The sequence below is a fragment of the Kitasatospora sp. NPDC127111 genome (assembly GCF_042677465.1).
Lineage (GTDB): Bacteria > Actinomycetota > Actinomycetes > Streptomycetales > Streptomycetaceae > Kitasatospora.
Genome location: NZ_JBHXTG010000004.1, coordinates 1 through 12,129 on the forward strand (window position 1 = coordinate 1; position 12,129 = coordinate 12,129).

Genomic DNA, 12,129 nt, shown 5'->3' on the forward strand with positions numbered 1-12,129 from the left:
GGGCATCGGCGCGCCGATGCCCTCGTGCGGCGGAGCCCGCCGTCACCGAGGTCGAGCCGCACGCGCCAAGCGGGCCCCGGCCATGTCATGTGCTACTCCTGCCGGTTCGAACGCGAGACCCGCGCTGCGAGCCGGGCAACCGTGCGGCCCGTCAGTCGCTCGCGACGGTGTTCTGGGCGGCTCCCACGCGCCAGGTGCCGTCCTCCTTGACCAGGATGTAGAACGGGCGGCCCTCGGGCCGGTCGGCGATCCGGCTGCCGTCGTGGCGGACCGGCTGCTGGCGGACGTTCACCGCGGCGACGTCGGGCCGCAGGAACAGCACGCGCTCCACGTCGTAGACGGCACTGGACTCGGCCGTCGCACCGGGCAGCACCTTCCGGGTGAAGGCCGCGATCTCCTCGAAGCCCGACAGCCGCTTGCCGTGGCCGGTGGTCCACACCGGGTCCTCCCGGCGGAAGACGCTCAGGAACCGGTCGACCAGCTCGTTCTGCTGGGCGTGCTCGACCTCGGCGACCAGGCGGCGGATCGCCGCCACCTCGGCGTCGGTCTCCGGGCCGTCGGGGGCGCCGAACACCTCGACCGGCCGGTACGAGCCCGACACCAGCTCGGCGACCGCGCCCGGCCGGCGCGGCCGCCAGCCGAGGGCGGTGCGGGCGGCGGCGCCGCTGACGCTCTGGTCGAGGGCGAGCGCGTCCGCGAAGAGCGGGCCGAAGACCTCGGCGGCCCGCTCCACCGGCACCGCGTGCGGGGCGGCGAGCACTCCGGCCGCGCGGCCGGCGGCCCGGGCGAGGTCACGGACCGGGACGGCCGACTCGCCGACGCCGTGCCAGACGGTGCCGGCCTCGGCCCGCTCGACGGCGGCCACGAAGAGCTCGGCCAGGTCGTCCACGTGGACGGTCGGCCAGCGCACGTCCTCCTCGCCGTAGTACTCGGGCACCCCCTGCTGCCGGGCCCGGTCGACCAGGATGGCGGGGATGCCGCCGCCGCGGCCGTACACGATGCCGGGCCGCACGACGACCGCGCGCACGCCCCCGGCGGCCTCCGCCAGCACCCGCCGCTCGATCAGCGGGCGGTAGCCGACGATGTCGATCGGGTCGGTCGGGGCCTCCTCGCCGACCTCCTGGGCCTCGCCGGTGGCGCCGAGCACCCAGACGCCGCTGGTGTAGACGAAGGGGCGGCCGGTGCCGCGCAGCGGGGTGGCGAGCGCCTCGATGACGGCGGTGTCGACGTCGGCGTCGCCGCTCGGCGGGGCCAGGTGGATCACGGCCTCGATCTCGGGGGTCACCACACCGGCCAGCGAGGCCGGGTCGGCGGTGTCGCCGACCAGCTGGGCGTGCCAGGCCCGGCCGGGCTGCGGCTCGGAGCCACGGGTGAGCGCGACGACCTGGTGGCCGGCGGCGGCGAGGTGGTCGGTGACGGCGGAGCCTATGTAGCCGGTGGCACCGGTGAGCAGGACCTTCATGACGTTCCCGTCTTGAGGAACGAGACGCTACGTCTCGTTCGAGCGCATGGTGAGGTGCTTCGAACTCGCTTCGACCCCCCGCAGTGCGCGCAGGTTCTCGCCTCAGAGATTGACCATCTGTCCGGCGATTCCGTGGGCTGCTCGCTTCTGCGCGGGTGCCCAAAGCCTCCCGTGAGAGCCGTGCCTGGATCAACGCGCGCTTTGTGCATCGATCGATAACTCGGCGGTTATCGGAGCGCGGGGCGGGGGTCAGGAGCGCAGTGCGCGCGTCACGCGCGTGATGCCGTAGCCGAGCAGCCAGGGCAGCACCGTGAGGCCCCCGACGTACACGCCGAGGTAGCCGAGGAAGTGGTCCCACCAGGTCGGCTCGTCCCAGGTGTCCGTGGGCAGGACCGTGTCGACCGCCAACACCCCCACCGGCAGCGCCGGCAGCAGCACCGACCACAGCCGGGCCCCCCAACCGGGCCGACGGGCGCACCACACCCCCATGGCACCCATGACGAAGGGGCCGAACGGCACCCACAACACCACCGGGACGAACAGCAGAACCCACCACTCGTCCGAATACCCGAACATCATCGGCGCTCCCCCTGACCTCACCCGCCCTCGGGCTTCCTCCCCTGCCGCTTCCCTGCGTGAACCAGCCCGCCACCGGCGGCCAGCCTCCGGCCCCTCCTCACCGCCAACGCGGAACCGACGTCGCGTCAACCAGTGTGCACCCGTTGATCGTCCGGCTACTTCCGGACCCCCTCGATGACAGAGCACCCACATGTCCGGTCCTGCGGCCCCCCGTCGGGCGATCGGGCGCGACCCGAGGGCCGGCACGGCGGGGGCGCCACCGGGCACGGGGCCCGGGTGTCGGCCGCGGCCGGCGCGGGTTCCTTGTCGGCCTCGCCGGCCTTGCCGATCTTGGGGCCGTGGTCGCGAGGGCTCCCGGGCTCGGCGTCCGATCGGGTGGGGTGCCTCCGCCCGCGCTCGCATCGTCCGCGTGATCGGGGAACCACTGCCCGATGGGCGGGACCGACCCGGCCCGGAACGGAACCAGCGAGAGGCGGGCGTGCGATGGGGCACGGCGGAAACGTGATCGAGGAACTGATGGCCGACCACCGGGAGGTGGAGGAGATGTTCGCCCGGATCCGGGGCATGTCCGGCCTGGGCCAGCAGCTGCGTGATGCGGTCGACGAGGTCACCATCGAGCTGGTGCGGCACTCCGTCGCCGAGGAGCAGTACCTCTACCCGGCGGTGCGCGAGCACGTCCAGGACGGCGACCGGCTCGCGGACAAGGAGATCGCCGACCACGCCCGGGTCGAGGAGATCCTCAAGGAGCTGGAGCACACGAGCGCGGACGATCCGCAGATCATCCCACTGCTGCGGCAGCTCATCAACGAGGTGACCGGCCACGTCCAGGAGGAGGAGTACCAGCTGTTCCCCCTGCTGCGCCAGGCCTGTACCGCCGAGCAGCTGGACGACCTCGGGGACAAGATCCGCCGGGCCAAGGCCATGGCGCCCACCCGCCCGCACCCCGCCGCACCCGACACCCCCACGGCCAGCAAACTGCTCGCCCCGGGTGTCGGCCTGGTCGACCGGGCGCGCGACTTCGTCACCGGCCGCGGCAAGTCCTGAACCCCTCCGCCGCCGACAGGCGGCGACGGACCCCGGGACCGGGCCGCACCCCGCCGGCCCGGCCCCGGAGCGCCCGGAGTCGTCGGATCCTCTCCCGCCTACGGCTTGTGGCGGGCCGCCTGGGCCCGTGCGCAGCGCAGCAGCTCCTCGCCGTAGGGCAGGGCGATGAACACGGTCACAGCGGCGGCGAATCCGGCCAGGTAGCCGGCGGGAAGCGGGCGGGGCTTGGGGTGCAGGCGCCAGCTGCGGCGCGAGTCGCCGCCGCGCAGGAGCGAGCGGACCTGGTCCCAGTGCAGGCAGGCCGTGAAGGCGACGGCGGTGAGGGGGAGGACTTCGAGGAAGCTGTGGACGTGCTGCTCGATCGGTGTGATCTCCCGCTCCCCGGAGGCCAGGGTCACGTCCCACACGGCGGTGGCGCCGTGCACCAGGGCCGCGCCCGCCATGGTGGCGAGGACCAGCGGGTTGATCTCGGCAGTCAGGCCGAGCACGACCGGACCGCCGGCCTCGGCCATCATCAGGGTGTGGATCAGGGACTCGCGCAGGCCGCTGGTGTCCTCGATCCTGGTCCGCCGGTGCATCGTCCAGTCCGCGATCGCCGGGGCGAACCACAGCGGCAGGACTCCGTAGAGGAGGAAGCGTCTGCTGGCGTTCTCGACGTCGTCGGCTGAGCGGTCGACCGGCAGGTCGGGGCGGGAGCGCCACCCCCTCCACCGCGGCAGGGTGTTCACGATGGTCACGGGCACGGTCGGCACCTCCTGCGGAGCGGCGGTGAGGGCGGGCGCTGTTCCTCGGCGCCGGTCAGGGGCAGTCCTCGTGGTGACCGCACAGCCAGGCCAGCGCCTGGTAGGCGCCCAGGGCGTACGCGGCGTCCGTTCGCCCGTTCAGGGCGTCGCGCAGGCGGACCGCGGCGGCCTGGCATTCGGCCAGCAGCTGTGCCCGGCACGGCCCGGTGACCCCGAGCGCCGCGGCGGCAGTGACCGGCGCCGCCACCTTGGCTCCGGCGGCCCACCGGTAGGCCCCCAGAACGCCGTGGTCGAAGTCCGTCCAGGGCTGCGGGCGCCGGGCGGCGGACTCGATCGCGTCGAACACCTCGTCCAGCGGGCGGACCCCGACGGCCGGGATCGTCGTCTCGTCACTGGTCATGCTCGCAACCTACGACGCCTCCCCGCCATCCGCCGCCGGGCCGGGCACCCGGACGGCGAACCGCCGGGACACGGCCTCCGGATGCCGGGCAGACGGGTGAACCACCACCCGGGCGCGAACCCGCGGGCGGTAGGGGCGGATCACTTCTTCGGCAGCCGTGCGACGTCGGACACCGGTCCGAGATGGTCGAGCTTGTCGGGATTGGACACGGAGTGGACCGCTTGGACCACGCCGTGGGCCATGTCGAGTTCGATGACGCTGGCCACGCGCTCTTCGGCGTCGTACATCACGGCGCCCGGCCTGCCGTTGATCCACGCCGGTCGGGCGGAGACGCCGAGCAGCCGGATCCGGTGGAACCCGGCGATGAGCAGTCGGGCGATGCGCTGCGGGTCGGTCAGCGACTTCCCGATCGCCTGCGCCTTGCCGCCGCCGTCGCCGTGGAAGACCACGTCGGGCGCGAGCATGCCGAGCAGCGCGTCGAGGTCGCCGCCGTCGGCGGCCTCGAAGAACTTGCGGGCGAGCTCGTCGCCCTCCGCCCGCCGGGCCGGCGGCGGCGCGATGTCGGCCGGCTGTCTTCCGGCGGCGATGCGCTTCCTGGCACGGGCGAAGATCTGTCGGCAGTTGGCCTCGGACTTGCCGACGGCCCCCGCCACGTCCGGGTAGCCCCATCCGAAGGCCTCGCGCAGCATGAACACCGCCCGCTCCACCGGGGAGAGGGCTTCCAGGAGCACGAGGAACGCCATCGACAGTGAGTCGGCCAGTTCGACGTACTCGGCCGGTCCCGGCCGGTCCGCGGACACCACGACCGGCTCGGGCAGCCACTCCCCCACATAAGTCTCCCGCCGCACCCGTGCCGAACCCAGGTGGTTGATCCCCAGCCGGGTCACCGATGTCGTCAGATACGCCTTCAGGTCGTTGATCGTGGTCCCCGCCCGGTGCGCTCGGGTCAGGCCGACGAAGGCGTCCTGGACGAGGTCCTCGGCGTCGCCCACGGAGCCGGTCATCCCGTAGGCGATGGAGAACAGCAGCGGCCGGTAGGCGGCTGCGTCCGTCACTCTTGCTGATCCCGACACGGAACCCTCCCCCGGCTCTCCTGTCACGGGTCTCCGACGGGCCCTCTCCGCCTCGTCCGAAGATCCACAAAGCATCCAGCAGGGTATCCGAGGCCGGATCCAGCCCGCGCCGTGGCCGCCGTCCGCGTCCTGCTGAGCGCCTCGGCAGGTGGCGCAGGTCACAACCCCTGCTGTCACGGGCCGTCGGTGTGCCTTGTCCTAGAGGGCACCAACGGAACACGGCCACGGGCTGGTCTCAGGCCTCGCACCACCGTACGAGGCCTCGAAGCACCCGACCGTCAGATCGGCCGCACGGCCGAAGTCCCCGCACAACACCTTCAGGGAGAAGCTCGTGAACCTCGCACTGTGGATCGTCGCCGGACTGCTTGCCGTCGTCTACCTGTTGGGCGGCGTCTTCAAGGTGGTCACACCGAAGGAGAGGATCGCCGCCGCCGGGGCCAGCGGCCGATGGGTCGACGACTTCAGTGCGGGCGGAGTCAAGGCCATCGGAGCCGTCGAGGTCCTGGCCGCGGTCGGCCTGATCCTGCCCGCCGTACTCGACATCGCACCGGTTCTGGTGCCGCTGGCCGCCCTCGGCCTGGTGATGCTCATGCTCGGTGCGGCTGTCACCCGGTTCCGGCGAAACGAACTCAAGCTCGTGGCAGTGGACCTGTTCTACGTCCTCCTGGCCGCCCTCGTGGCGTGGGGCCGCCTCGGGCCCGAGCCCTTCATCAACTGACGGAGACAGCACCGGCTGAACCCCCGCGCAGCGATGGACCCAAGCCTCGGGCCGCCTCGGTCAGCCGGGCGGCGGCGGTGTGGGAGGGTGCGGTCACCGGCGGGCAACTGCCGCGCCGCGTGGGGCGTTGCCGGGAGACCGGGCTTCCCCGTGGTGTGCTCGGTGGCGATCGGCGGCACGGCGGGCTCGGCCTCGGACGTCGCGAGAGCAGGCGCCCCCCGGGCCGTTCCACGACCTCACCGGCCACGTCCGAGCCCACCTCGGCGGCGAAGGCCGGCCAATCCGGGCCGACGTACGCGTCCGGAGGCAGCACCCGCACGAGCGGTATCCGCGCCGCCGCCGAACCGTGAAGGCCGGGCGTCTATACACCGGTGGTCTGGTCGGCGATCATCGCCACGAGACCGCTGCGGCCCTCAGTGCGCAGCTGGCGAAGTTGGCGGGCAGCACCGTTGCCGTCGCGTAGCAGGCGCTCCAGGACGGGGACGACGTGTCGCCGGTCCGCACTGTCCCCGATCACCGGGTCGAGGTGGTCGAGCAGGGCGGCCACCGCGTCGCAGGCTTTGGACAGGCGGCCGGAGAGCGGATCGAACACCGTGGTCGTGCAGCCGTGCCGGGCGCTGTGCCACACGGCAGCCGCGAGCATCTCCTGCTCGATGGGCGGGATGCCGTGGCCGGCTCGCGCGTCGCCGAGGGCGCGGGTGGCCAGGGCGCGTACGACGCCGGTGAGCATCACCGCTTCGTCAGGGCGCAGCTGGACGTCCATGGCGCGGACCTCGACGGTGGGGAAGCGCTCGGAAAGGCGGATGTGCCAGTAGACCTGTCCGATGTCGCGGATCAGCCCGCGCTCGACCAGGGCCCGGGTGCGCCGGTCGTAGGCGTCGGCGCCGTCGAAGAAGGGCGGCGGCCCGCTGACGGGCCACCGGCCGAAGACGACGGTGCGCCAGCTCGCGAAGCCGGTGTCGGTGTTCTGCCACAGCGGTGAATTCGCCGCGAGCGCGATCAGCAGGGGCAGCCAGGCCCGCAGCCCGTTCATCACGGTGACGCCGGCGCCGCGGTCCGGGATGCCGAGGTGGACGTGCATGCCGGTGATCAGCTGCTGGTCGGTGAGCAGCCGGGTGTCGGCGCGCATGGTGCGGTAGCGGGCGGTGTCCGTGACGGGGACCGGCAGGCGGTCGGTGAACGGCGCGGCACCGCACGCGGCCAGGCGGCAGCCCTGCTGCCGGGCGGCCTCCCCGAGGGCCAGCCGCATGCGCAGCAGGTGTCCGCCGGCTTCCTCGAGGTCATGGCAGATGGGGGTGGCGACTTCCAGCTGGGCCTGGAGCAGTTCTCGCTGGACCTCGTCGCGCTCCAGGGACGGTTGGAGGCGGGCGGCCTCACGTACTTGGGCGGCGCGGGCCACCGGGAGGCCGGTGGCCGCATCGAGCAGGAGGTATTCCTCTTCGACGCCGAGGGTCAGCATGCTGAGCAGGTACCCGGGGGCGGAGGAGGCATGCGGCCGGCCACGGCAACGCGCGGGGCCGGCGGAGTCAGGCGGGCCGGGCGGGCGGAGACCTGTGGGCGGTGATCGGCCCTGGTCACGCTGCGGGCGGGCGCCAGCACGGTCAGCGCACGCCAAGCAGGCGGCGACTAGATTTCGTCGTCCGGACCCTCGATTTCATCGGGATCCGGAAAGTGAGCCAGGAAGACCGAAACATTCGCAGCGAACCTGTCTGCCATTGAGCCGAGCTCCGAGCCCAGAACGACCAGCAGGACGATGACGGTCCCGCAAGCGGCAATCCAGATCTCGAACTCCTGAAAAAGGACAGTACAGAGAAGAGCAAGGATCGCCCAATGCGTGAGTGCGACTTGGAGGCGGGGCCAGGCGGGAGGAGTGGTCTTCTTGTCCAGTCGATAGGAGGCCATCAGGAGAAAATCATCCACACTGAACGCAATCAAAAAGTTGAGCACGGTGATTTCCAGCGACCGACGCCCAAGGATCACAAGCGCCCAGAGAGTGGCGAGCGCGCAGGCGTGAACCACGCTCCGGGTCAGAATCCGCACTGGCCGCCAGTCTCGATCGGCAAGGTAGGCCCGTATTCTGGCGCGTCTCGCCCTCGCCTCTTCAAGGTCATAGGGGCTGTCGTCCTCGTCGTCGAGTTGCGGCGGCAAGTCGTAGGACACCTGGCGGGCATTCACGAAGAACCGGTATGCCGCAGCGATCGTCGCGATTCGCAGGGCGAGCCGACCGGACCCGATCTCCTCGGCCAGGAAAGCCCGGTCCACTGCATCCGACTGCAGGAGAACATTGGCCAGTACAAAGGCGGACGAGAAACCAAGGGCCCCGCCGCCCACGATCGCAGCAATGCGGATTCGCCGTTGACCACGGGTGGCCCACAAGCCGCAGCCCACGCCGGCACCGATACCGGCCAAGGCATATGGAATCCCCTCACTGTATGAGACCAACTTTCCTCCGACTTCCGGGGACGAGCGTCACGAACGCCAGCGACGTCGTCAAGTCAGTCGTCCATCCGCGCCAAGGCCAGTCTGCCGTCACCCACGACGGCTGCAGGGCCGCGCCGTAGCGTGTCGGAACAACCGCCACCGGGCTGACGCGGCTGGAGGAGGACACCTGGGGAACCACCCGTCGGGCGCGGGTCGGGAAAGATCACGGGTTGCGGCGCCAGAGCGACCTCGCGCCCGCGGGTGTGGGCCCGCCGCAGGCGCCGTTCCGCGGTAAGCGCGGCGGGTGCGCTGCCGGTCCGGCCGGGTGTTCCAGGCACGTGTGCGCGATCCTGGACTTGAGCAGCCCGTGCCGGCACGTCGTGCCCGTGCGGCTCGCGCCGGCGCCGGCCTGCTGAGACGGGCCGCGGCCCGTCGTACCGGTCACGCAGCGCGACACGGGCACACCGACGCGACCGGCGACCCGATCGGAGGTCATGCGGCTGATGAGCGGCACCGAGCACGAGCCGGCGGGAGCACGGGACACGACCGAGGGCCGCGTCTACACCGTCACCGGTGGTGACTGGGACGAGGTCGCCGGTGCCGCGCTACGACGACAACGGGCGGACGACGAGCGGATCATCGTCAACATGGGTCCGCAGCACCCGTCCACGCACGGCGTGCTGCGCCTGGTCCTGGAGATCGACGGCGAGACGGTGAGACAGGCCCGCTGCGGCATCGGTTATCTGCACACCGGCATCGAGAAGAACCTCGAGTTCCGCACCTGGGTCCAGGGCACCACCTTCGTCACCCGGATGGACTACCTGACCCCGCTGTTCAACGAGACCGCCTACTGCCTGGCGGTCGAGAAGCTGCTCGGCATCACCGCCGACGTCCCGGACCGGGCGAGCGTGATCCGCGTGCTGATGATGGAGCTCAACCGGATCTCCTCGCACCTGGTGGCGCTGGCCGCCGGCGGGATGGAGATCGGCTCCACCACGCTGATGGTCTACGGCTTCCGTGACCGCGAGGTCATCCTGGACGTCTTCGAGCTGGTCACCGGCCTGCGGATGAACCACGGCTACGTCCGGCCGGGCGGCCTGGCGCAGGACCTGCCTCCGGGTGCGGTGGAGCAGGTCCGCGAGGCCGTGAAGCTGCTGCGCTCGCGGATGCACGAGTACGACAAGCTGGCGACCAAGAACCCGGCCTTCAAGGCCCGCCTGGTCGACGTCGGTCACCTGGACCTGGCCGGCTGCCTGGCGCTCGGCGCCACCGGGCCGATCCTGCGCGCCACCGGCCTGCCGCACGACCTGCGCAGGAGCGACCCGTACTGCGGCTACGAGGACTACGAGTTCGAGGTCGCGGTGGCCGACACCGCCGACTCCTACGGCCGCTTCCTGATCCGGCTGGAGGAGATGCGCCAGTCGCTGCGGATCGTCGAGCAGTGCCTGGAGCGGCTGCGTCCGGGCCCGGTCATGGTGGCCGACAAGAAGATCGCCTGGCCCGCCCAACTGGCCGTCGGCCCGGACGGGTTGGGCAACTCGCTCGACCACATCCGCAAGATCATGGGCGAGTCCATGGAGGCGCTGATCCACCACTTCAAACTGGTGACGGAGGGCTTCCGCGTCCCGGTCGGCCAGGCGTACGCGGCGGTCGAGTCAGCCAGGGGCGAGCTGGGCGTGCACGTCGTCTCCGACGGCGGCACGCGGCCGTACCGGGTGCACTTCCGCGACCCGAGCTTCACCAACCTCCAGGCCATGGCCGCGATGTGCGAGGGCGGCCAGGTCGCGGACGTCATCGTCGCGGTGGCCAGCATCGACCCGGTGATGGGGGGCGTGGACCGGTGAGAGCGGTCGGGACTCGCGTTGGCAGGGCACGCGGCGATGAGCGGGCCGGCTGTGCGGCGGGGCTCCGGCCAGGTGAGGATCCTCCTGATCCGGGCACACGCACCCGCGGGACGCCCGCGGCATCGCGGGTCGAGTCCCTGAGGCCGATCCGGCAGGAGTGACCGCGATGACCACCATGCCCACGTCCAGACCCGTGCTGTCTCGCGCCCTCGCACAGCCGTGCCCGATCTGTGGACACCCACGATGCTGGATCCTCGCCGAGACCGCCGCCCTGGCCGGTCACCGTGTCTGGCAGCCCGAGCCCTGCCCCGACCCGCACTGCCCCGGGCCGAAAGCGTTCGGAGCTGCCGATTGACCGGAAGGACCCCCCGATGTCCGCACGGATCACCTACCGGAGGATCTACGAAGCAGCCTCCCCACGGGACGGGCGGCGGGTGCTCGTCGATCGCGTCTGGCCGCGCGGGATGAAGAAGGAGGACGCCGACCTGGACGAGTGGCTGCGCGACGTGGCCCCGTCGACCGAGCTGCGCCGCTGGTACGGCCACGACCCGCAGCGCTTCGCCGAGTTCCGCCGCCGCTACCTGGCCGAACTGCGGGATGCGCACCACCGTGAGGCGGCCGGACGTCTGCGCGACCTCGCCGCCCACGACAAGCTCACACTGCTGACCGCCACCAAGGACGCGGACCACAGCCAGGCCGCCGTCCTTTCCGAATGGCTGGCCGAAGGGACACGCTGACCGGCGGCGACCCCGGCCGCGGCGGTCATCGGGTGCGCAGGGCCCGGTCACACTCGAGGCAGCGCCGATCGGCCAGCGGGGGCGGGTACCACGGCTCGCCCGGCCGGAGCGGCCGGTAGTGCGCGTGTTCCATCGGAGCACTCTCCAGCCCGCAGAGCGTGTACGGCTGCGGGTCCTCGGGCACATCGGGATCGACCCCGGCGGCATGCACCGCGATCACGCCGAAGTCGGCGTTGGACTGGCCCGCGGCGGTGCCGGTGTTGAAGGTGACGGCCTCCTTGAGGCGCCCTTGCGCGTTCAGTTCGCGGATCTTGCGGTCGTCCCGCTGATGGGCCTCGAACGCTGTCAGCACCCGCTCGGCCGCGTCCTGCTCACCGGGGAAGGTGATGTTCCGCAGCTCGTCGCCGAGGAACCCGCCGAAGCCGACGGTGGCGTGGTTCGCCCGGTGTGCGTCCGCCAGAGCGGCGAGCTTCGCGTTGTAGGTGCCGAGGGCCGCGCCGTCGACCCGGGCGAAGGACTGGGACTTGTCGAGGAAAGCCTGCTCGTATGCGGCGGCCCGGGCCGGGTCGGTCAGGTAGCGGCTCTCGTCCGCGTTCAGGTCGTAGGCGACCGCGCGACCAGCTGGCGGTCGGCCCGTGAGGCGAGCATCAGCGCGGTGATCAGCCCCGCGAGGGCGAGCAGGGTGGTGACGGCGAGGGGCACGTTCACCAGCCCCGGGTCGGCTTCGAGCTTGCGGCGCATGGGCGGCCAGATGGACCCGACGGACCCGATGGACCCGACGGACCCGACGGACCCGACGGACCCGCGGACAGTTGCTCTGGTCCACGGCATCAGGCCTCGGGACCTCGTTCAGGACCTGCCGGCCGGGCACCAGCCGCCCGGGGGTGGCGACCAACAGGGCGAGGATCTTCCACTCGGCGGGAGTGGGCCGCACCGTTCCGTCCGGCCCGGTCGGCGGACGACCCCGGTGCTGTCCGGACGCCGCTGGTGCGACAGGGCGGGCCGACGGTGCGTCAGGTGGTCGCGTCAGAGTGGTGTCAAGGAGCTCCCGTGTCGCGCCAAGCGGGCGTCAAAACGTACACGGCGTATGGAGATCCGGTGCTTCGCT

At 71.9% G+C, this 12,129-nt stretch carries 12 protein-coding genes; 4 read left to right on the forward strand and 8 right to left on the reverse strand.

Features of this window, described 5'->3' with window-relative positions:
* Positions 1–151: 151 nt before the first annotated feature.
* Together ACFVHB_RS04170 and ACFVHB_RS04175 are read right to left on the reverse strand one after the other, a co-directional pair.
* Positions 152–1,462 carry an SgcJ/EcaC family oxidoreductase gene (locus ACFVHB_RS04170; protein WP_380314756.1) on the reverse strand — a complete coding sequence of 437 codons (1,311 nt, stop codon included), beginning with the start codon at positions 1,460–1,462 and terminating at the stop codon, positions 152–154.
* Between the two features lie 249 nt (positions 1,463–1,711).
* A complete protein-coding gene (locus ACFVHB_RS04175; protein WP_380314759.1) occupies positions 1,712–2,041 on the reverse strand; it encodes a hypothetical protein in 330 nt (109 codons plus the stop codon).
* A 483-nt stretch (positions 2,042–2,524) separates the two neighbouring features.
* On the opposite strand from ACFVHB_RS04175, the gene ACFVHB_RS04180 reads away from it, so the two are divergent.
* Positions 2,525–3,085 (forward strand): hemerythrin domain-containing protein, encoded by a 561-nt coding sequence (locus ACFVHB_RS04180; protein WP_380314762.1) that lies wholly within the window; start codon positions 2,525–2,527, stop codon positions 3,083–3,085.
* Positions 3,086–3,183: 98 nt separating this feature from the next.
* Here the strand turns inward: ACFVHB_RS04180 and ACFVHB_RS04185 are convergent, their stop codons facing one another.
* The 3 genes from ACFVHB_RS04185 to sigJ form a co-directional block, all read right to left on the reverse strand.
* Entirely contained in the window at positions 3,184–3,822 is a 639-nt protein-coding gene (locus ACFVHB_RS04185) for a diguanylate cyclase (RefSeq protein ID WP_380315177.1), read from the reverse strand.
* 61 nt (positions 3,823–3,883) lie between these two features.
* Positions 3,884–4,228 carry a hypothetical protein gene (locus ACFVHB_RS04190; protein WP_380314764.1) on the reverse strand — a complete coding sequence of 115 codons (345 nt, stop codon included), beginning with the start codon at positions 4,226–4,228 and terminating at the stop codon, positions 3,884–3,886.
* 140 nt (positions 4,229–4,368) lie between these two features.
* Positions 4,369–5,283, reverse strand: coding sequence for an RNA polymerase sigma factor SigJ (gene sigJ, locus ACFVHB_RS04195; protein WP_380314767.1), 915 nt, complete (start codon positions 5,281–5,283; stop codon positions 4,369–4,371).
* Between the two features lie 349 nt (positions 5,284–5,632).
* Between sigJ and ACFVHB_RS04200 the strand changes: the two genes are divergently transcribed.
* Complete coding sequence (locus ACFVHB_RS04200) at positions 5,633–6,019, forward strand: DoxX family protein (RefSeq protein ID WP_380314770.1); 387 nt, start codon at positions 5,633–5,635, stop codon at positions 6,017–6,019.
* Positions 6,020–6,380: 361 nt separating this feature from the next.
* Here the strand turns inward: ACFVHB_RS04200 and ACFVHB_RS04205 are convergent, their stop codons facing one another.
* Together ACFVHB_RS04205 and ACFVHB_RS04210 are read right to left on the reverse strand one after the other, a co-directional pair.
* Entirely contained in the window at positions 6,381–7,478 is a 1,098-nt protein-coding gene (locus ACFVHB_RS04205; RefSeq protein ID WP_380314773.1) for a glutamate--cysteine ligase, read from the reverse strand.
* A 167-nt stretch (positions 7,479–7,645) separates the two neighbouring features.
* A complete protein-coding gene (locus tag ACFVHB_RS04210) occupies positions 7,646–8,428 on the reverse strand; it encodes a hypothetical protein (protein ID WP_380314776.1) in 783 nt (260 codons plus the stop codon).
* Between the two features lie 515 nt (positions 8,429–8,943).
* Here ACFVHB_RS04210 and ACFVHB_RS04215 point away from each other — a divergent pair.
* Both ACFVHB_RS04215 and ACFVHB_RS04220 read left to right on the forward strand, forming a co-directional pair.
* Entirely contained in the window at positions 8,944–10,284 is a 1,341-nt protein-coding gene (locus tag ACFVHB_RS04215; RefSeq protein ID WP_380314779.1) for an NADH-quinone oxidoreductase subunit D, read from the forward strand.
* Between the two features lie 371 nt (positions 10,285–10,655).
* Positions 10,656–11,021, forward strand: coding sequence for a DUF488 domain-containing protein (locus ACFVHB_RS04220; RefSeq protein WP_380314782.1), 366 nt, complete (start codon positions 10,656–10,658; stop codon positions 11,019–11,021).
* A gap of 25 nt (positions 11,022–11,046) precedes the next feature.
* On the opposite strand, the gene ACFVHB_RS04225 is transcribed toward ACFVHB_RS04220, so the two are convergent.
* The gene (locus ACFVHB_RS04225; protein WP_380314785.1) at positions 11,047–11,916 is read right to left on the reverse strand and encodes a hypothetical protein; all 870 of its coding nucleotides are present in this window, start codon (positions 11,914–11,916) and stop codon (positions 11,047–11,049) included.
* Positions 11,917–12,129 lie beyond the last annotated feature (213 nt).

Excerpts from the sequence above, each read along its gene's own strand:
- ACFVHB_RS04170 (WP_380314756.1), bottom strand. The coding sequence starts at position 1,462 with ATGAAGGTCCTGCTCACCGGTGCCACCGGCTACATAGGCTCCGCCGTC.
- ACFVHB_RS04175 (WP_380314759.1), bottom strand. The coding sequence starts at position 2,041 with ATGATGTTCGGGTATTCGGACGAGTGGTGGGTTCTGCTGTTCGTCCCG.
- ACFVHB_RS04180 (WP_380314762.1), top strand. The coding sequence starts at position 2,525 with ATGGGGCACGGCGGAAACGTGATCGAGGAACTGATGGCCGACCACCGG.
- ACFVHB_RS04190 (WP_380314764.1), bottom strand. The coding sequence starts at position 4,228 with ATGACCAGTGACGAGACGACGATCCCGGCCGTCGGGGTCCGCCCGCTG.
- ACFVHB_RS04205 (WP_380314773.1), bottom strand. The coding sequence starts at position 7,478 with ATGCTGACCCTCGGCGTCGAAGAGGAATACCTCCTGCTCGATGCGGCC.
- ACFVHB_RS04215 (WP_380314779.1), top strand. The coding sequence starts at position 8,944 with ATGAGCGGCACCGAGCACGAGCCGGCGGGAGCACGGGACACGACCGAG.
- ACFVHB_RS04220 (WP_380314782.1), top strand. The coding sequence starts at position 10,656 with ATGTCCGCACGGATCACCTACCGGAGGATCTACGAAGCAGCCTCCCCA.